This window comes from Nonomuraea sp. NPDC001831 (assembly GCF_042892035.1).
In the GTDB taxonomy this organism is placed as follows: domain Bacteria; phylum Actinomycetota; class Actinomycetes; order Streptosporangiales; family Streptosporangiaceae; genus Nonomuraea.
In genome coordinates this window covers 574,169-591,701 of sequence record NZ_JBIATU010000002.1, presented here as the reverse complement: position 1 = coordinate 591,701, position 17,533 = coordinate 574,169, and the positions used below count along the sequence as shown (strand labels likewise).

At 71.9% G+C, this 17,533-nt stretch carries 19 protein-coding genes; 13 read left to right on the top strand and 6 right to left on the bottom strand.

Going from position 1 to position 17,533, the window contains the following annotated elements; all coding sequences use genetic code 11:
• The first annotated feature begins 47 nt into the window (after positions 1-47).
• The 9 genes from ACFYYW_RS08300 (at position 48) to ACFYYW_RS08260 (ending at position 7,578) form a co-directional block, all read left to right on the top strand.
• Complete coding sequence (locus ACFYYW_RS08300) at positions 48-1,250, top strand: LLM class flavin-dependent oxidoreductase (protein WP_387646465.1); 1,203 nt, start codon at positions 48-50, stop codon at positions 1,248-1,250.
• Positions 1,213-2,109, top strand: a complete 897-nt coding sequence (locus ACFYYW_RS08295) for an amino acid ABC transporter permease (protein ID WP_387646462.1) — start codon at positions 1,213-1,215, stop codon at positions 2,107-2,109. Before ACFYYW_RS08300 ends, ACFYYW_RS08295 begins: the two co-directional genes overlap by 38 nt.
• Positions 2,109-2,861 (top strand): amino acid ABC transporter ATP-binding protein, encoded by a 753-nt coding sequence (locus ACFYYW_RS08290; RefSeq protein ID WP_364413718.1) that lies wholly within the window; start codon positions 2,109-2,111, stop codon positions 2,859-2,861. The genes ACFYYW_RS08295 and ACFYYW_RS08290 overlap by 1 nt, the downstream gene beginning before the upstream one ends.
• A gap of 15 nt (positions 2,862-2,876) precedes the next feature.
• On the top strand, positions 2,877-3,866 hold the full coding sequence (locus ACFYYW_RS08285) for an ABC transporter substrate-binding protein (RefSeq protein WP_387646459.1): 990 nt from the start codon (positions 2,877-2,879) through the stop codon (positions 3,864-3,866).
• Entirely contained in the window at positions 3,863-4,327 is a 465-nt protein-coding gene (locus ACFYYW_RS08280; RefSeq protein ID WP_387646456.1) for a GNAT family N-acetyltransferase, read from the top strand. The genes ACFYYW_RS08285 and ACFYYW_RS08280 overlap by 4 nt, the downstream gene beginning before the upstream one ends.
• An 83-nt stretch (positions 4,328-4,410) precedes the next feature.
• Entirely contained in the window at positions 4,411-5,475 is a 1,065-nt protein-coding gene (locus tag ACFYYW_RS08275) for an ABC transporter substrate-binding protein (protein ID WP_387646453.1), read from the top strand.
• 12 nt (positions 5,476-5,487) lie between these two features.
• Positions 5,488-6,294, top strand: coding sequence for an ABC transporter ATP-binding protein (locus ACFYYW_RS08270; protein ID WP_387646450.1), 807 nt, complete (start codon positions 5,488-5,490; stop codon positions 6,292-6,294).
• Positions 6,291-7,154 (top strand): ABC transporter permease, encoded by an 864-nt coding sequence (locus ACFYYW_RS08265; protein ID WP_352324790.1) that lies wholly within the window; start codon positions 6,291-6,293, stop codon positions 7,152-7,154. Before ACFYYW_RS08270 ends, ACFYYW_RS08265 begins: the two co-directional genes overlap by 4 nt.
• Positions 7,155-7,167: 13 nt before the next feature.
• Positions 7,168-7,578: an Rrf2 family transcriptional regulator gene (locus ACFYYW_RS08260; protein ID WP_352324791.1), complete on the top strand. Its 411-nt coding sequence runs from the start codon at positions 7,168-7,170 to the stop codon at positions 7,576-7,578.
• A gap of 8 nt (positions 7,579-7,586) precedes the next feature.
• Here the strand turns inward: ACFYYW_RS08260 and ACFYYW_RS08255 are convergent, their stop codons facing one another.
• Complete coding sequence (locus ACFYYW_RS08255) at positions 7,587-8,234, bottom strand: response regulator (RefSeq protein WP_387646447.1); 648 nt, start codon at positions 8,232-8,234, stop codon at positions 7,587-7,589.
• Positions 8,231-9,403: a sensor histidine kinase gene (locus tag ACFYYW_RS08250; protein WP_387646444.1), complete on the bottom strand. Its 1,173-nt coding sequence runs from the start codon at positions 9,401-9,403 to the stop codon at positions 8,231-8,233. Before ACFYYW_RS08250 ends, ACFYYW_RS08255 begins: the two co-directional genes overlap by 4 nt.
• A 118-nt stretch (positions 9,404-9,521) precedes the next feature.
• Here ACFYYW_RS08250 and ACFYYW_RS08245 point away from each other — a divergent pair, with 118 nt between their 5' ends.
• From ACFYYW_RS08245 to ACFYYW_RS08235, 3 genes are all read left to right on the top strand, one after another.
• On the top strand, positions 9,522-10,556 hold the full coding sequence (locus ACFYYW_RS08245) for a DUF418 domain-containing protein (protein WP_387646441.1): 1,035 nt from the start codon (positions 9,522-9,524) through the stop codon (positions 10,554-10,556).
• Positions 10,557-10,638: 82 nt separating this feature from the next.
• Positions 10,639-11,148, top strand: a complete 510-nt coding sequence (locus ACFYYW_RS08240) for a SigE family RNA polymerase sigma factor (protein WP_387646438.1) — start codon at positions 10,639-10,641, stop codon at positions 11,146-11,148.
• Positions 11,145-12,272, top strand: a complete 1,128-nt coding sequence (locus tag ACFYYW_RS08235; RefSeq protein WP_387646435.1) for a hypothetical protein — start codon at positions 11,145-11,147, stop codon at positions 12,270-12,272. The genes ACFYYW_RS08240 and ACFYYW_RS08235 overlap by 4 nt, the downstream gene beginning before the upstream one ends.
• Here ACFYYW_RS08235 and ACFYYW_RS08230 read toward each other — a convergent pair.
• The 4 genes from ACFYYW_RS08230 to ACFYYW_RS08215 are packed head-to-tail and all read right to left on the bottom strand — an operon-like array spanning position 12,267 to position 16,184.
• Complete coding sequence (locus ACFYYW_RS08230) at positions 12,267-13,109, bottom strand: TIM barrel protein (protein ID WP_387646432.1); 843 nt, start codon at positions 13,107-13,109, stop codon at positions 12,267-12,269. The two genes, ACFYYW_RS08235 and ACFYYW_RS08230, sit on opposite strands and share 6 nt — an antisense overlap.
• A 5-nt stretch (positions 13,110-13,114) precedes the next feature.
• Positions 13,115-13,951, bottom strand: a complete 837-nt coding sequence (locus tag ACFYYW_RS08225; RefSeq protein WP_387646430.1) for a carbohydrate ABC transporter permease — start codon at positions 13,949-13,951, stop codon at positions 13,115-13,117.
• Complete coding sequence (locus tag ACFYYW_RS08220) at positions 13,945-14,832, bottom strand: sugar ABC transporter permease (RefSeq protein ID WP_352324800.1); 888 nt, start codon at positions 14,830-14,832, stop codon at positions 13,945-13,947. The genes ACFYYW_RS08225 and ACFYYW_RS08220 overlap by 7 nt, the downstream gene beginning before the upstream one ends.
• Before the next feature lie 29 nt (positions 14,833-14,861).
• Positions 14,862-16,184, bottom strand: a complete 1,323-nt coding sequence (locus ACFYYW_RS08215) for an extracellular solute-binding protein (protein ID WP_352324801.1) — start codon at positions 16,182-16,184, stop codon at positions 14,862-14,864.
• Positions 16,185-16,470: 286 nt separating this feature from the next.
• Between ACFYYW_RS08215 and ACFYYW_RS08210 the strand changes: the two genes are divergently transcribed.
• Complete coding sequence (locus ACFYYW_RS08210; RefSeq protein ID WP_387646426.1) at positions 16,471-17,472, top strand: SIS domain-containing protein; 1,002 nt, start codon at positions 16,471-16,473, stop codon at positions 17,470-17,472.
• The last annotated feature ends 61 nt before the right edge of the window (positions 17,473-17,533 follow it).

Sequence of the window (17,533 nt, the reverse complement as noted above, 5' to 3'; positions counted from 1 at the left end):
CGCCGTGCTGGGGTGAAAGGCGTTCACGACGCCAGAAAGGCCGCGACATGCCTGTGGAGTTCCTCGGTATCGGTGGCACCAACGACGGCTCGGAGACCTCGCCCCGCTCGGGCCCCTCCTTCGACAAGCAGTACACGCTCCGGCTCGCGCGGGCCCACCAGGAGCACGGCTGGGACCGGGTGCTGTTCGCCTACGGCTCAGGCTCGCCGGACCCGGCCCAGGTGGCCGCGTACGTCGCGAGCCGGGTCGAGGACCTGGGGATCCTGCTGGCCCACCGGCCGAACGTGTCGTACCCGACGTACGCCCTCAAGACCTTCGCCACGCTCGACCAGATCAGCGACGGCCGCCTGACCGTGCACTTCATCACCGGCGGCAACGACCACGAGCAGGGCAGGGAGGGCGACCTCCTGACCAAGGACGAGCGGTACGCCAGGACCAGGGAGTACATCCGGATCGTCAAGAAGGGGTGGACCTCCAGGGAGCCGTTCGACCACGAGGGCGCCCATTACTCCTTCAGGGACTTCGTCTCCGACGTCTTCCCGGTCCAGCGGCCGCGGCCGCAGGTGTCCTTCGGCGGCTCGTCGCCCGCGGCGTACGCGGCCGGCGGGGCCGAGGCCGACGTCTACTGCCTGTGGGGCGAGCCGCTGGCCGAGACCGCGCAGCAGATCGCCTCGGTCAAGGAGGCGGCCCGCGCGGCCGGGCGGGCCGACGTGCCGCGCATCCAGGTGGCCTTCCGGCCGATCATCGCGCCCACCGAGGAGCTGGCCTGGGAGAAGGCGCACCGGATCCTGGGCGAGCTACGACAGTCCCGGGCGAACCCGCGGCGGCGTCCCGGGGGGTCGCCGCAGAACGCCGGGTCGCTGCGGCTGCTGGAGGTGGCCGCCAGGGGAGAGCGGCACGACCGCGCCCTGTGGACGCCCACCGCGGCGGCCACCGGCGCCGCGGGCAACTCCACCGCCCTGGTCGGCACCCCGGAGACGGTCTCGCAGGCCCTGCTCGACTACTACGACCTGGGCGTGGAGATCCTCTCGGCGCGCGGCTACGCGATCCTGGACGACGCCGTCGACTTCGGCCGGCACGTCATCCCGCTGGTCCGCGCGGAAGTGGCCCGGCGCGACGCCGCCCGCGACAAGGCCGCCCGCGACGCCGCTGCCGACACCGTCCGTGACAAGGTCGCCCGCGACGACGCCGCCGACGCCGTCGGTTCGGGTCGTGACGACGACGTGCGTGCGGGCCATGGCGCTGCGTGACACGGCCGCGGCCGTGCCCGCCGCCGGGCGGGAGGAGCCCGCGCCGAAGGTCGTGACCGCCCGCCGCCCGTTACGGACGGTGGCCGCCCTCGGCGTGCTGGTGCTGCTGGCGATGGCGGCCAACGCCCTGGTCACCAACCCCGCCTGGGAGTGGGACGTCGTCGCCATGTACCTGTTCGCGCCCTCCGTCCTGCGCTCGGTGCTGCTCACGCTGGAGCTGACCGCGCTGGGCATCGGGCTCGGGTTCGCGCTCGGCACCCTGCTCGCCCTCATGCGCCTGTCGGCCAACCGGCTGCTGGCCTCGGTGGCCTGGGGGTACGTGTGGCTGTTCCGCTCGGTGCCGCTGATCCTGCAACTGCTGTTCTGGTACAACCTGGCGCTGCTGTACCCGAGGTTGTCGTTCGGGGTGCCGTTCGGGCCGGCCTTCTTCGACGTCGGCACGATGGACCTGATCGGGCCGGTCACCGCCGCCGCGCTCGGGCTCGCGCTGCACCAGGCGGCCTACGCCGCCGAGATCGTCCGCGGCGGCCTGCTGTCGGTCGATCCGGGGCAGCGCCTGGCCGCGGCGGCGCTGGGCGTGCCGAGGGCCCGCCGGTTCTTCCGGATCATCCTGCCGCAGGCCATGCGGACGATCGTGCCGAACGCCGGCAACGAGATCGTCAGCCTGGTCAAGGGCACCTCGGTGGTCTACATCATGGCCCTGCCCGAGCTGTTCTACCAGGTACAGGTGATCTACAACCGCAACGGCAGGGTGATGGCGCTGCTGCTGGTCGCGACCGTCTGGTACCTCGTCCTGACCACCACGCTCTCGGTCGGGCAGCACTTCCTGGAGCGCCACTACGGCAGGGGCCGCTCATGATGGTGGAACTGGCCGGCGTGCACAAGAGCTTCGGCGCGCTGCACGTGCTCAAGGGCATCGACCTGCGCGTACGCCAGGGCGAGGTGGCGGTGGTGCTCGGGCCGTCCGGCTCGGGCAAGTCCACCCTGCTGCGCGTGATCAACCACCTGGAGAAGGTGGAACGCGGGACGGTCACGGTCGACGGCGAGCTGCTGGGCTACCGGCGCGCCGGCGACCACCTGTACGAGCTGCCCGAACGCGAGATCCTCCGCCAGCGCACCAGCATCGGCTTCGTCTTCCAGAACTTCAACCTCTTCCCGCACCTCACCGTCAGCCAGAACATCGCCGAGGCCCCGCTGTCGGCCCAGCGCCGGCCGCGCGCCGAGGTGGCCGAGCTGACCGCGCGCCTGCTCGACCGGGTCGGGCTGGCCGGCAAGGCGGCGGCCTACCCGCGCACGCTCTCCGGTGGCCAGCAGCAGCGCGTCGCCATCGCCAGGGCGCTGGCCCTGGAGCCCAAGGTGGTGCTGTTCGACGAGCCCACCTCCGCCCTCGACCCGGAGCTCGTCGGCGAGGTCCTGGAGGTCATGAAGGACCTGGCCCGCAGCGGCACGACCATGATCGTCGTCACGCACGAGATCGGCTTCGCCCGGGAGGTGGCCGACACCGTCGTGTTCATGGACGAGGGCCGCATCGTCGAGCGCGGCCCGGCCGCGCAGGTCCTCGACGCCCCGCGCCACGAGCGCACCCGCGCCTTCCTCGGCAAGGTCCTCTGATCACAAGGAACCCCCATGCGTCTCACCGCCGTGCCCGCACTCCTGCTGATCCTGTCCGCCACCGTCACCACCACCGCCTGCGCGGCCGAACCCGCGCTCGTCCCCAGAGCCGGCGAGGGGACCGCTGCCGACGGCGCGGTCACCGGCCGCGCCGTCGACACCGGTCCCGACCAGAAACGGGTGCGCACCGGCAAGGTCGCGAGCATCGCCGCCCGGGTGCCCGCCGAGATCGCGCGGGACGGCCGGCTCACCGTCGGCTTCAGCGTCCAGAGCTCGCCGCCGCTGGTCTTCCCGGCCAGTGACGACGTCACGCTGATCGGCGTGGAGACCGACCTCGCCCAGCTCGTGGCGGACGTGCTCGGCCTGGAGCTGGAGCCGGAGAGCTCCTCCTGGGAGAACCTGTTCCTGGGGGCCAAGTCCGGCAAGTACGAGGCCGTGTTCAACAACGTCACCGTCACCGAGGAGCGCAAGGACGTCTACGACTTCGCGACGTACCGGATCGACCAGCTCGCCTGGCAGGTTCCCGCCTCCAGCCCGATCAGGAGGATCGCCGGGCCCGCCGACGTGGCCGGGCTGCGGGTCTCGGTCGGCTCGGGCACCAACCAGGAGAAGATCCTGCTCGACTGGGACGCCCAGAACCGGAAGGCCGGCCTGAAGCCGGTCGAGATCCTCTACTACCAGAAGTACGGCGACGTGCTGCTCGCCCTGAAGTCCGGGCGCGTGCAGGCGTACTTCGGCCCCAACCCGACCATCGCCTACAACGTCGCGGTCAGCGGCGGCTCCAGGATCGTGGGCACCGCCTCGGGCGCCGGGCCGGGCCTGCAGGGGCTCATCGCGGCGATGACGAAGAAGGGCAACGGCCTGGTCGGGCCGGTGCACGACGCGCTGGCCACGGTGATCGGGAACGGGACGTACCGGCAGGTGCTCGACCGGTGGGGGCTGGCCAACGAGGCGGTCCCCGAGTCCAGGGTCAACCCGCCGGGCCTGCCGAGGCAGCGCGGTTGAGCGCGCCCGCCTTCGAGGTCCGCCTGGTCGCGCCGGACGATCCCGCCGTCCGGCCGCTGCTGGCGGACCTCGCGCTGGAGTACACCAGCCGGTACGGCGCCAACGACGAGCTGAACCGGTACCCGGCCGAGGAGTTCACGCCGCCGGACGGGGCCTTCCTCGTCCTGGTGGTGGGCGGCGAGACCGTGGCGGGCGGGGCGTTCCGCCGTTACGACGCCGACACGGCCGAGCTGAAGCGGGTGTGGACGCATCCCGGCCACCGCAGGCGCGGCCTGGGCGCGGTCGTCGTACGGGAGCTGGAACGCGAGGCCGCCCGCCGCGGCTACCTGCGGATCCACCTGACCACCGGCCCCCGCCAGCCCGAGGCCGTCGCCCTGTACCTGGCCGGCGGCTACACCCCGCGCTTCGACCCGGACGACCGTCCGAAGCGCGGCCCGCTGCCTTTCGTGAAGAGTCTGTGACCCAGAGTGGGATTGACGAGCACCCTCCCTTGCTCCTATAAACACTCTAAAGCCACTAAATAAGTGGGAAATAGGGAGAAGAGATGAACGCTCGCAGGGTTCGCGTAACGGTGGCCACCCTGGCCGCCCTGGCGCTCACGACCATGGCGGCCGCCTGTGGGGGCAGCGGCAGCCCTGCGGACAGCGGCGCGAAGAGCGGGGGAGCCGGCGCCACGCAGGTGCGTCTGGGCTTCTTCCCCAACATCACCCACGCCACCGCCCTGGTCGGCGTGGAGAAGGGCATCTACGCCAAGCACCTCGGCACCGCGCCCAAGACCAGCACGTTCAACGCCGGCCCGGCGGCGATCGAGGCCGTGTTCTCCGGCGCCATCGACGCCACCTACGTCGGCCCCAACCCGGCCATCAACGCCTGGTCGAAGTCCAAGGGCCAGGCCATCAAGATCGTCGCAGGCGCGGCGTCCGGCGGCGTGTTCCTCGTGGTCAAGCCCGGGATCAACTCGGTGGAGGACCTCAAGGGCAAGAAGATCGCCACCCCGCAGCTCGGCAACACCCAGGACGTCGCGCTGCGCTACTGGCTGACCGAGAAGGGCATCAAGACCGACACCAAGGGCGGCGGCGAGGTCTCGATCGTGCCCCAGGAGAACTCCCAGACCATCCAGACCTTCGCCACCGGCGACATCGACGGCGCCTGGGTGCCCGAGCCGTTCGCCAGCCGCCTGATCAAGGAGAGCGGCGGCAAGGTGCTGGTCGACGAGCGCGACCTGTGGCCGAACAAGCAGTTCGTGATCACCCACCTGATCGTCCGCCAGGCGTGGGCCAAGGAGCACCCCGACCTGCTCAAGAAGCTGATCGAGGCGCACGTCGAGGCCAACGACGTCATCGCCAAGGACCCGGCCGGCGCCGCGCAGACCGCCAACGCCGCCCTGCAGAAGCTGACCGGCAAGGCGCTCAAGCCCGAGGTGCTGGACAGCGCGTTCAAGAACATCACGTTCACCAACGACCCGATCGCCTCGTCGCTGGTGGGCAGCGCCGAGCACGCGACCAAGGTCGGCCTCCTCGACCCGGTCGACCTGAACGGCATCTACGACCTCAAGGTCCTCAACGAGGTCCTCGCCGCCAAGGGCCAGCAGGCCATCTCCGACAAGTAGGAGGCGCACGCGATGTCCGCTCCGCTCACGGAGCAGGTCACCGGCCGGGTCGAGGGGCAGAACCCCGCGATCCGGCTGGAGGCCGTCTCCAAGCTCTACGGTCAGGGCCGGACGGCCCTGCAAGCCCTCGACCAGGTCTCGCTGTCGGTGGCGCCCGGCGAGTTCGTCTGCCTGCTCGGCGCGTCCGGCTGCGGCAAGAGCACGCTGCTGTCGCTGGTCGCCGGGCTCGACCGGCCCACGGCCGGCCGGATCGACGTGGACGACGCCCGCGTCGCGCTCATGTTCCAGGAACCCGCGCTGTTCCCCTGGCTGACCGTCTCGGCCAACGTCGAGATGGCGCTGCGCGCCAAGGGCGTGAGCAAGCAGGAACGCCGGGACCGGGCCGCCGAGTTCCTCGACATCGTCCACCTGGGCGGGTTCGGCAGGAAACGGCCGCACGAGCTGTCCGGCGGCATGCGCCAGCGCGTCGCCCTGGCCAGGGCGCTCGCCCAGGACGCCGACGTGCTGCTGATGGACGAGCCCTTCGGCGCCCTGGACGCCATGACCCGCGACCTGCTGCACGACGAGCTCGAACGCATCTGGCGGGAACGCGGCCTGTCGGTCCTGTTCGTCACCCACAACGTGCGCGAGGCCGTCCGGCTCGGCGACCGGGTCGTGCTGCTGTCCAGCCGGCCGGGGCGGGTGGTCGAGGACTTCCCCGTCGCGCTGCCGCGGCCCCGCCGTACCGACTCGGGCGAGGTGGCCGAGCTGGCGGGGGAGATCACCGGCCGCCTCCGCCAGGAGGTCCTGCGCCACGCCCGTCAGGAGGAGCCCGCATGACGACGACGGACACCCACGCCCAGCAGCTCGCCGGTCTCGACGCGCTGGAGCTGGGCACCGGCCACCGCGCCGGCCCGGCCTCCCGGCTGTGGGCGGGGTTGTGGCCGATCGCCACGGCCGTGCTCATCGTGCTGGCCGTCTGGCAGGCCGTGGTGTGGGCGGGCTGGTGGCCCGAGTACGTCTTCGCCGGGCCGGTCACCACGCTGGCCGAGCTCGGGCACCGGCTCGGCGACCCCGAGTTCTACACCGCGCTGACGGTCACCATGCGCCGCGCGGTCACCGGGTTCGCCCTGGCGATCGCGGTCGGGCTGGTCGTCGGCGCGCTGGTCTCGCGGATCGGGCCGCTGCGCCGCGCCACGGGCTCGCTGATCACCGGCCTCCAGACGATGCCGTCCATCGCCTGGTTCCCGCTGGCCATCCTGCTGTTCGGGCTGTCGGAGAGCGCGATCCTGTTCGTGGTGGTGCTGGGCGCGGCGCCGTCCATCGCCAACGGCCTGATCACCGGGGTGGACTACACGCCGCCGATCCTGCTGCGCGCCGGGCACATGCTCGGCTTCCGCCGGATCGCCCTCTACCGGCACGTCATCCTGCCGGCCTCGCTGCCGTCGTTCCTGGCCGGGCTCAAGCAGGGCTGGGCGTTCGCCTGGCGCTCGCTGATGGCCGGTGAGCTGCTGGTCATCATCGCCAACCAGGCCTCGCTGGGCGAGCAGCTCCACTACGCCCGCGAGCTGGCCGACTCGCCCGGCCTGCTCGCGACCATGATCGTCATCCTGGTCATCGGCATCGTGGTGGACCGCGTCTTCGGCCTGGCGGACGACGCGCTGCGCCGCCGCTGGGGCCTGCACCAGGTGAGCACCTGAGCAGTAGACGGTCATGCGGATCTCCGCCAGAACCCAGTACGCCCTGCGCGCCGCGGCCGAGCTGGCCGCAGCGCCGCCGGGCCCCATGCCCGCCGAGAAGATCGCCACGGCCCAGGGCATCCCCCGCAAGTTCCTCGACAACATCCTGCTGCAGCTGCGCCGGGCGGGCCTGCTGCACAGCCAGCGCGGCCCCGACGGCGGCTACTGGCTGGCCAGGCCCGCCGGCGAGATCACCCTCGCCGACATCGTGCTGATCGTCGAAGGCGTCTCCGAGGGCGGCGACCACGGCGGCTATCCCGGCGTGGCCAGCCCGCTCGCCGAGGTGTGGAGCGCGCTGCGCGACCACGAGGAGATGATGCTGGCCGACATCACGCTGGCCGACATCGCCCGCGCGAGCGTGCGGCTGGGCGACGAGCCGCGCTGAGGACGTCCCTAGCCCGCCACCCCGTTCTCCCAGGCCCACGCGATGATCTCGACCCGGTTGCGTACGCCCAGCTTGTCGAGGATGGCCGAGATGTGGCCTTTCACGGTGCTCAGCGAGATGTGCAGGGCGGCAGCGATCTCCTGGTTGGTGCGTCCGGCGGCCACGGCGCGCACCACGTCGGTCTCCCGCTCCGACAGCGGGTGCACCGCCCCCGCCGCGCGCGGCGCCCGCCTGGCCAGGCGGCCCAGCAGGCGCGGCGTGATCGACGGCGAGATCAGGGCGTCCCCCGTGCTGGCCGCCCGTACGGCCTCGGCGAGCAGGGCCGGGCCGGCGTCCTTCAGCACGAACCCGGCCGCGCCGCAGCGCAGCGCGTCGTAGACGTACTCGTCCAGGTCGAAGGTGGTGACCACGACCACCGGCAGCGGGTTGGGCACGCCGGCGCCGGCCAGGGCGCGGGTGACCGCGATGCCGTCCATGCCGGGCATGAGGATGTCCACCAGGCAGACGTCGGGGCGTACCCGCCGGGCCAGCTCCACGGCCTCGGCGCCGTCCCGGGCCTCGGCCACCACGCGGATGTCGGGCTGGTCCTCCAGGATCAGCCGCAGGCCCCGGCGGACCATCGCCTGGTCGTCGGCCAGCAGCACGCCGATCGTCATCGCCGCCCCCTGAGGGACCTGGTGAGAGGCCCCGTGAGGGGCAGGGTCGCGTGGACCGACCAGCCGCCCTCCGGCCGGGGGCCCGCGCGCAGGGTGCCGTCGAGGGCCTCGACGCGTTCGCGCATGCCGAGCAGGCCGTAGCCGCCGCGGCCCCGGGACGGCGGCGCGGGCGGCGCGTCGTCGGCGACCTCGACCACGACCGCGCCGTCCCGCCCGGCGCCCTCGACCGTGACCTCGACGGTGACCGTGCGGGCGCGGGCCGCGTGGCGGGCGACGTTCGTCAGCGACTCCTGGACGATCCGGTAGACGGTGCTGGTCACCTCCGGCGGCCAGCTCTCGGCCTCGCCGGGGACGCGCAGGGTCACGGGCGGGCCGTCGAAGCCGCCGACCAGGTCGGCGAGCCGGCCGGGCGGCCCCGGCACGTCGTCACCGGCGTCGCGCAGCAGGCCCACGACGCGGCGCAGCGCGGCCAGGGCTCCGGCGCCGGCGTCCTCGATGTCCTCCAGCGACTCCTCCAGCGGGCCCGACCCCCTGCGGGCCAGCAGCCGGGCGGCCTGGGCCTGCAGGACGATGCCGGTCAGGTGGTGGGCGGCCACGTCGTGCAGCTCCCTGGCCAGCCTGCGGCGCTCGTCGTGCCGGACGTGATCGGCGGCCGACAGGCGGCGCGCCGCCAGCAGCCGCAGGCCGCCCCCGACGCCCAGGGCGGCCAGCCAGCCGGCCACGTTGAGCCCCACCGTGGCGCCGTTGTGCGCGCCGGGCACGCTCGCCGCGGCGACCGCGAGCCCGCCGGCCGCGACGGCGCAGGCGGACCGTGCGGGAAGCGTCCTGACCGCCGACCCGACCAGCACGGACAGGCCCAGCACCATGGCCGGTCCCGGCTCGTTCGGCAGCCCGGCCCACGCGGCGACCACGACGGCCGCGGCCGCCACCGCCAGCCCGCCCACGGCCGTCCACACCGGGGACAGGCGGCGCGCCAGGGCCAGCGCGCACTCCGCCGCCCCCGCCGCGCAGTCGAACACCCAGTAGCCGCCGCCCCAGCTGCCGGCGATCAGACCGGCCCAGAAGACGAGCACGGCGACGGCCGCCACCGCCAGCGCGGCCTCCGCCGCCACGGCCGCGGCCCGCCGCCCGTCGGGCCAGGCGAGCTCCGGCCGGTTCCGCACGTTCACGCACCCAGGCTAGGGAGGCCGGTCCGCCCGGCACACCGGCCGAAAGTACGGTCGCCGCGGCCCGAACCCTGCTTTGGACCCTCCCCGCGCCCCGCCGCCCACCGCACGATGAGGTTCCATGCCCTATGACGACCCGCGGCCCGCCCGCGCCCTGCCCCAGGACCGCACACCGCCCGCCGCCCCCGGGCGGTCGCGCATCATCGCGCTCGACGTCGTGCGCGGTTTCGCCCTGTGCGGGATCCTGCTGGCCAACGTCCAGCCGATCTCGCACGTCGGCACCGACCCGGTCACCGCGCAGCACGCGACGCTCGACGACACCGCCCGCTGGCTGGGCCTGCTCGTCGAGCAGCGCTTCTTCCCGATCTTCTCGCTGCTGTTCGGCGTCGGCTTCTCGCTGCTGCTCGACTCGGCCGCCGCCCGCGTGCCCCACCCGCGGGCGTTGCTGCTGCGCAGGCTCCTCCTGCTGGCCTGCATGGGCCTGGCGCACATGTTCCTGCTGTGGCGCGGCGACATCCTGACCGTCTATGCGGTCGTCGGCCTGGTGGTGCTGCTGCCCTCGACGTGGTTGCCGCGCTGGGCCGTGGCCGGACTGGCCGCCGTGCTCGTCGTCGCGGCGCTGGTCGTCTTCGGCGGCGGCACGATGCTGGTGCCCGGCCTGTTCCTGCTGGGCTCGGCCCTCACCAGGTACGGCGTGATCGACCGGATCGACAGCTCCACCCGCGTCCCGGCGCTGCTGGCCCTGGGCTTCGCCGCGGCCACCGTCCCGGCGCTCATGTGGCAGGCCGGAAGCACGTCCGTGCCCCTGCCGATGGCCGCGTCCGGGCTGCTCATGGCCGGTCTGTACGTGTGCGTCCTGCTCGTCCTGCTGAGGACGCCGTTGCGGCCGGTGTTGCGGGCCGTCTTCGCCCCGCTGGGCCGCATGGCGCTGACGAACTACCTGAGCGCCACCGTCCTGGTCCTGGTCCTCGGCAAGCTGGCCGGCGGCCCGCCGGAGGGCTGGACGCTGTCCACGATCGCGGGGATCGCCGCCGTCATCCTGGCTCTGCAGTGGGTGTGGTCCACCCTCTGGCTGCGCCGGTACCGCTTCGGCCCGCTGGAATGGTTGTGGCGCTGGGCCACCTGGGGCCGCCGCCCCGCCCAGCGCGCCCGGTGAGGCCGTAGGGAATTCTGGGACGACCCCTGCAACCCTCCGTCCGGCCGGTCGCGTTGGGAACGGGCGAAGGGAGATCATCACATTGGACGCTCATGACGGCTTCCGCGAGTTCGTCATCGCCCGGCAACAGGCGCTGATGCGGACCGCCTATTTGCTCGTGGGCGACCCTCACCTGGCCGAGGACCTGCTCCAGAGCGTGCTGGTCAAGGTCGTCCGGCACTGGCACAAGCTGGCGCGGGACGGCAATCCCGAGGCGTACCTGCGCAAGGCGCTGGTCAACCAGTACATCTCGTGGCGGCGCCGGCCGAACCCCGAGCTGCCCAGCGCCGCCCCGCCCGAGCGCGCGGTCACCTACGACGAGGACGCGCTCGACCGGATCGTGCTGCGCCAGGCGCTGGACAAGCTGACGCGCAAGCAGCGCGCGGTGATCGTCCTGCGCTTCTGGGAGGACCTCACCGAGGCCCAGACCGCCGACGTGCTCGGCTGCGCGGTCGGCACGGTGAAGAGCCAGACCCATCACGCGCTGGCGCGCCTGCGCGCGCTGGCCCCCGACCTCGTGGACTCGCGACCCGCTCAGGAGGCGGCCCGATGACCAGACTGCGTGACGCACTGAACGGCATCGCCGAGGAGGCGCCGCCGGTGAACCTGGCCGACCTGGCGGTGGCGGGGTACCGGCGCAGACGCCGGGCCTCGGCGACGCTGGCGGCCGCCGCGACGATCGCGGTGCTGGCCGGGGTGACGGCGACCGTGCTGGTGACCGGGCCGCGACGGGTGCCCGCCGCCGCGCCGCAGGCCGCTGCCGCGGCCGTGCCCGTCCTGCCCGCGGGGAAGGTGGGGACGCTCAGCCACGCCTACCCGCAGAGCTGCCTGCCTCCCAAGGGGAAGAGCGCGCCGCCCGGCTGCGTGGACGGCGAATGGCGGGTGGTCACCGGCGACGGCACGACGTACCGGGTGCCCCAGGCGCTCGGGACGACCGCCAGGAACGACCGCGTGCCCGTCGCCCTCAGCCGCGACGGGCGCATGTTCGCCTACTACGACAAGGACGCGGGGGCGCACGTCGTCCGGGACATGGTGACCGGCGCGGAGACGGTCTCCGCCGCGAAGGTGGCCGAGGAACGCCTCGGCATGGGCTCCATGCTGGTGGTCTCCGACGACGGCCGCCACCTGGCCTTCGACCCGCGCGAGGGCACCAAGGACCCCGGCCTGCTGATCGACGTGCGGACCGGCGCGACGGTGTCCGTCCCCGGCGTGTACGAGCCGGTCGCCATCAAGGACGGCGTCGCCGAGCTGGTCCGCTACCGCAAGACCGACCTGCTGTTCATGCCGGTCGCCGGCGGCGGCCGGCCGGTGCGCTTCGACGGCGTCTTCATCATGTTCAGCGAGCTCGCCCCGGACGGCCGGACGGTGGCGGCCTTCGAGTTCCCGCCCGGCAAGAAGGTCCCGCCCGAGTACATGACCCGCCGGCTCACCCTGCTCGACACCAGGACCGGCCGCACCGTGCGGAAGGTCTCGGTCAAGGGCCTGCCGAAGAGGGCGAGCATCGACGGCACCACGATCTGGCAGAGCCCGTCGGAGGTCACGCTCACCGTCGAGGTCGGGAACAGCACCCGGGCCTACGCGGTGGACGTCCGCACCGGCCGGGCCAGGCTGGTGAACAGCTATCCCGGCGGGTTCAAGGGACAGCTGGTCATGCCCGGAGCCGCCGGCGGGCTATGAGGCTCCCGGGAGCGCTGCCTGTACGGAGGCCAGGCAGCGCTCCACCACGGGACGCGGGTCGAAGGCGTAGTCCCCGGCCCCGAACAGCTCGAACGTCATGGCCCCCCGGTAGCCCCTGCGGTCCAGCGCGGCCAGGTACGCCGCCAGCGGCAGCTCGCCGTCGCCCCAGGCCAGGTGCCCGGTGGGGGAGCCGTCGATCAGGTGCACGTGCCTGACCCGGTCGCCGAGGGCGTCGAAGTAGTCGTCCACGCCCTCCCCGGCCGCCGCCATGGCCACGGTGTCCAGCACCGCGCCCAGGTTCGGGGCGCCCACCTCGTCGATCATGCGGGCCAGCGTGGGCGCGTCGTTGACCAGGTTCGACTCCACCCGCTGCAACGCCTCCAGCACGCACGACACGCCGAGCGTGCCGGCGTAGGCGCAGATCTCGCCGATCGCGTCGGCCGAGCGCCGCCAGGCGGCGGCGACCGGCTCGTCCTCGAAGCCCCGGCCCGGGGTCAGCAGCAGCAGCTCGGCCCCCAGCTCGGCGGCCAGTTCGGCGGCCCGGCGGAACATCGCGACGCTCGCGGCCCGCAGCCGGCTGTCCGGCGAGGCCAGGTTGACGGGGTAGGCCACCTGCTCGGGCGTCAGGCAGCGGACGGTGAGCCCCCGCCCGGCGGCGCGCCGGCGGATCGCCCGCGCCTCGGCGTCGCTCAGCCACGGCACGTGCAGCTGCGGCGCGACGCCCCACAGCTCCAGGTGCTCGCGCCCGAGCGCGGCGGCGTCGTCGAGGAAACGGTCGAGGGGCAGGTGCTGGTAGGCGAAGTTCGAACCGGTGACCTGCCGCAGTGACAACGACATCAGACTCACTTCCCGACCCCGTCGGCGAGGCCCTTGACGATGTAGCGCTGGCCGAGGAAGAACAGCAGCACCACGGGCAGCGCCGCGATGACCATCCCAGCGAAGACGACGGGGAAGTCCGTGCCGTGCTTGCTCATCAGGCTGGTCAGGCCGACCGGCAGCGTCTGCACGCCGGCGCCGCTGGTGAAGACCATCGCGAACAGGTACTCGTTCCAGGCGAACAGGATGTGCAGCAGCACGGTGGAGGTGAGGATCGGCTTGCACATCGGCAGGATGATCCGCCAGAACGCGGTCCAGCGGCTGCACCCGTCCATCTCGGCGGCCTCGTCCACCTCGCGCGGCAGGTCGATCATGTACGCCCGGATGAGGAACGTGGTGAACGGGATGCGGAACGCGGTGTAGAGGATCAGCAGCGCCCAGAAGCTGTTGTACAACCCCATGGCCTGGAACATCTTGACCAGCGGCACGAGCGCCACGGTCGGCGCGAGCATGAGCCCGCCCAGGATGCCCGTCGTGACGAACCGGTTGAGCGGGATGTCCACCCGGGTCAGCCCGTAGGCCGCCCACGCGCTGACGAACACGGTGGCGACCGTGGAGGTGAGCGTGACCAGCACGCTCGTCGTCAGGTAGTCGCTCACCCCCCGGTTCCACGCCTTCTGGTAGCTCTCGAAGCTCCAGCTCGACGGCAGCGCGAACGGGTTGCCGAACAGCTCGCTGTTGGACTTGAACCCGTTGAGCACCATCCACAGCAGGGGATAGAGCACGACCACCGCGAGGCAGAGCAGGAACGCCCAGAGGAACACGCGCGCGATCACGCCGAGGAAGCCGCGGCGACTCACCATTCCACCCTTCTCTTACGGGTGACCCACATCTGTCCCACGGCGATGCCGAGCGTGATGACGAAGATCACCGTCGCGATGGCGGCGGCGTAGCCGAAGTTGTTGCGCACGAAGCCGCTGCGGTAGAGCCAGGTGCCCAGGACCTGGCTGGAGTTGTCGGGGCCGCCGCTGGTCATCACCATGACCTCGTTGAACACCTGGAAGGCGCCCGAGATCGTGACCATCATCATCAGCCCGGTCATCTCCCGGACGAGCGGCACGGTGACGTGGAAGAACCGCCGGACCGGGCCGGTGCCGTCGATGGCGGCGGCGCCGTAGATCTCCCGCGGGATGCGCTGGATCGCGACCGCGAACAGCAGCGTCGAGTAGCCGAAGCCCTGCCACTGGCTCATCGCGATGATCGCCGACATGGCGGTGCTCTCCTGGCCCAGCCACGCCTGGGCCAGGCCGTCCAGGCCGACCGCCCTGAGCAGGTGGTTGAGCGGGCCCAGGTTGGGCTCGTAGATGAAGTAGAAGAGCAGGCCGGCGACGGTCATCGAGATCGCCGACGGGATGAAGTACACCGCCCGCAGGCCGCGCTGCCACCGCTCACTGCGTACGCCCTCGATCAGCGCGGCCAGCAGCAGCGCGCCGAACACCTGGAAGACGATCGAGACCACCGCGTACAGGACGTTGTTGCCCAGCGCGGACCAGAAGACCGGGTCGTCGATCAGCTTGCGGTAGTTGTCGAGTCCGACGTACTCCTGGGTGCCGCTGTAGATGTCCCATTTGAGGGTGCTGAACTGGAAGTTCTGCACCAGCGGCAGGTAGACGAACACCACGACCAGCGCGAGCGCGGGGGCCACCCACGCCAGGCCGAGCGCCCGTTGACGTATGGCACGCACCGGCATGCCCTCCCTCCGGCCCGCCCGGCCTACTTCGCCGACTCCGACGCCGCGCGGACGCTCGCCAGCACCTTGTCGGGGGTCGAGCCGCCGCTGATCAGCGCCTCGCCGCCGGCCAGCCAGGCGTCGGCGACCTCGGGCACGGTGACGGTGTCGAGCCACGCGGCCAGCCGCGGCGCCTTGTTGACCTGCTCCATGCCCTCGTAGACGGCCTTGCTGGAGGTCTCGGGGCTGACCGCGCCGACGACCGTGCTGGGCTGCCCGTACGGGGGCGCCGACAGGGTCTTGGCGTTCTGCGTGGAGGTCACGAACTTCATGAAGTCGACGGCCAGCGCGGCCCGCGGGGACCTGGCGTTGATCAGGTAGCCCTCGGGCGCGCCCTCGATGGTCTTGGGGTCGCCGGCCGCGTTCTGGGGGACGGGGAGCTGGAAGATGCCGAAGTCGTCCGGCTTGAGGCCGTTCTTGTCGGTGGCGTTGTCGAACTCCAGGACCTCCTGGTAGTACATGGCCGCCTTGCCGTCGTGGAAGGCCTGCTGCGCCGAGCTGTAGAGCACGCCGTTGGTGCCCTTGCCGGTGTCGGTGCAGGTGTCGACCAGGGTCTTGAACCGGTTGAGCGCGGTCACGTAGCCCGGGTTGTCGAGCTTGGCCGTCTTCGGGCTGAAGTCGGCCTGCAGGACGTCGGCCGGCACGTCGTAGGCGAAGAGCTGCTGGAGGTAGTGCAGGGCGGGCCAGCCGTCCTTGTTGCCGAAGGCGATCGGCTCGTAGCCCGCCTTGCGCAGCGCCGCGCAGCTCCCGACCAGCTCCTCGAACGTGCCGGGCACCTTGACGCCGGCCTTGTCGAAGGCGGTCTTGTTGTAGCCCATGAACTTGCCGTTGCCGTACAGCGGGATGCCGTAGTACTTGCCGTCGTAGGCGAAGGCCGACAACGAGCCGGGGCTGAACGTCTTGCCCCACTCGGTGTCCGGGCCGATCACCTTGCTCAGGTCGGCGGCCCGGCCGCCGCGCACGAAGTTCTCCGCCCAGTTGCCGCTCCAGGTGAAGAAGACGTCGGGCAGCGCGTCGGAGGCGGTCAGCGTCTTGGTCTTGTCCTTGATGCTCTGGTCGGTCTCCTGGATGAGCTCGACCTTCACGCCCGGGTGCTGCTTCTGGTACGCCGCGGCCAGGTCCTCGAAGTACGGCTGCAGCGGGTCGCCGGCGAACTTGGTGAGGATGCTCAGCGTGCCGGAGAAGTCGGGCTTGGCGGACAGGTCGGCGGCGGGGGCCTTGGCCGCTCCGTCGCCGCCGCCCGAACAGCCGGCCAGGGCGAGCGTCCCGAGGAGCGCCGCGAACGACGTCATTGCGCGAGGGCGCATGGGCTTCCTTTCTCTCGGAGGGAGAGGGGGACCTGCCGGTCCGCGGTGGGGGTGTTGGCTGACTGTACAGATGAACTGATACCGGTACCAGAGCGGGAAGCAAGATTTTCTTTCCCGGCGCCTTCCAGCGGGCTTTTTCCTGCGATGAAACAGCAGCATGCGGCTAGTTCTCGCAGGTCGGGTGTTGACGCGCGGCCGGATCCTGTGCCAGCGTGACCTCCGCGTGATACCGGTATCAGGCCGCTGGACGCCGCCGGCCCGCAAGCTTTCCCGAAAGGACGCGAAGATGCTCGGATTCAACGAGCCGGAATTCCTGTCGCAGCTGGCCAGCACCGTGGCCCTGCGCCCCCAGATCGAGAAGCTCGTCGATCGGCTCGTGGACCAGGGGTTCGACACCCTCCTGCTCGTCGGCGCCGGCGGCACGTACGCCCAGATGTGGCCCTACGAGCACCTGGCCAGGCGCAACTCGACGCTCGACGTGCGCGCCGCGATCGCGGCCGAGCTGGTCGTCTCGGGCGACGCCCGGCTCGGCGAGCGCACGGTCGCGATCTTCACCTCGGTCTCCGGCACCACCGAGGACAGCCTGCGCGCGATCGAGTACGTCAAGGAGAGGGGCGCCTACACGATCGGCTTCACCGGCTACCCCGACTCGCCGATCGCCAAGGCCGTGGACGCCGTGCTGGTCTCGGAGCCGAAGGCGTGGCCGTTCGACCAGCAGATGTTGCTGTTCATGGGCCGCCTGCTGTCCCGCCGCGGCGAGTTCGAGGGCTACGGCAAGCTCGCGGACGAGCTCGCCAAGCTGCCCGAGGTCATGCTCAAAGTCGCCGAGCAGGCCGAACCGGTGGCCGCCGCGTTCGCCGAGGCCCACAAGGACACCGACTACCACTTCCTCATCGGCGGCGGGAACCTGTGGGGATTCACGTACCTGTACTCGATGTGCATCCTCGAAGAGATGCAGTGGCTGCGCACCACCCGCGTGCACAGCGCCGAGTTCTTCCACGGCTCACTTGAGCTGCTGGAGGAGGACACGAGCGTGATCATCTTCCAGGGCGAGGACGAGACCCGCGCGCTCACCGACCGCGCCGAGGCGTTCGCCAAGCGCATCTCCAAGGACGTCACCGTCTTCGACACCCGCGACTACCCGCTCGACGGCATCAGTCCCGAGTTCCGCGGCCTGCTCGCCCCGATCGTCCTCGACACCGTGATGGGCCGGGTCAGCAAGCACCTGGAGCGGGTCCGCGACCACTCGCTCGACCTGCGCCGCTACTACCGGGTCATGGACTACTAGGCCACCGCCTCCGCTCCCGTCCCCGGCGGCGGGAGCGGCCCACCCCCGACTCAGGAGAACA

Coding starts and splice junctions, on each gene's coding strand:
- ACFYYW_RS08210 (WP_387646426.1), top strand. CDS start 16,471: ATGCTCGGATTCAACGAGCCGGAATTCCTGTCGCAGCTGGCCAGCACC.
- ACFYYW_RS08290 (WP_364413718.1), top strand. CDS start 2,109: ATGGTGGAACTGGCCGGCGTGCACAAGAGCTTCGGCGCGCTGCACGTG.
- ACFYYW_RS08215 (WP_352324801.1), bottom strand. CDS start 16,184: ATGCGCCCTCGCGCAATGACGTCGTTCGCGGCGCTCCTCGGGACGCTC.
- ACFYYW_RS08265 (WP_352324790.1), top strand. CDS start 6,291: ATGACGACGACGGACACCCACGCCCAGCAGCTCGCCGGTCTCGACGCG.
- ACFYYW_RS08230 (WP_387646432.1), bottom strand. CDS start 13,109: ATGTCGTTGTCACTGCGGCAGGTCACCGGTTCGAACTTCGCCTACCAG.
- ACFYYW_RS08235 (WP_387646435.1), top strand. CDS start 11,145: ATGACCAGACTGCGTGACGCACTGAACGGCATCGCCGAGGAGGCGCCG.
- ACFYYW_RS08275 (WP_387646453.1), top strand. CDS start 4,411: ATGAACGCTCGCAGGGTTCGCGTAACGGTGGCCACCCTGGCCGCCCTG.
- ACFYYW_RS08300 (WP_387646465.1), top strand. CDS start 48: ATGCCTGTGGAGTTCCTCGGTATCGGTGGCACCAACGACGGCTCGGAG.
- ACFYYW_RS08270 (WP_387646450.1), top strand. CDS start 5,488: ATGTCCGCTCCGCTCACGGAGCAGGTCACCGGCCGGGTCGAGGGGCAG.
- ACFYYW_RS08245 (WP_387646441.1), top strand. CDS start 9,522: ATGCCCTATGACGACCCGCGGCCCGCCCGCGCCCTGCCCCAGGACCGC.
- ACFYYW_RS08285 (WP_387646459.1), top strand. CDS start 2,877: ATGCGTCTCACCGCCGTGCCCGCACTCCTGCTGATCCTGTCCGCCACC.
- ACFYYW_RS08225 (WP_387646430.1), bottom strand. CDS start 13,951: ATGGTGAGTCGCCGCGGCTTCCTCGGCGTGATCGCGCGCGTGTTCCTC.
- ACFYYW_RS08255 (WP_387646447.1), bottom strand. CDS start 8,234: ATGACGATCGGCGTGCTGCTGGCCGACGACCAGGCGATGGTCCGCCGG.
- ACFYYW_RS08260 (WP_352324791.1), top strand. CDS start 7,168: ATGCGGATCTCCGCCAGAACCCAGTACGCCCTGCGCGCCGCGGCCGAG.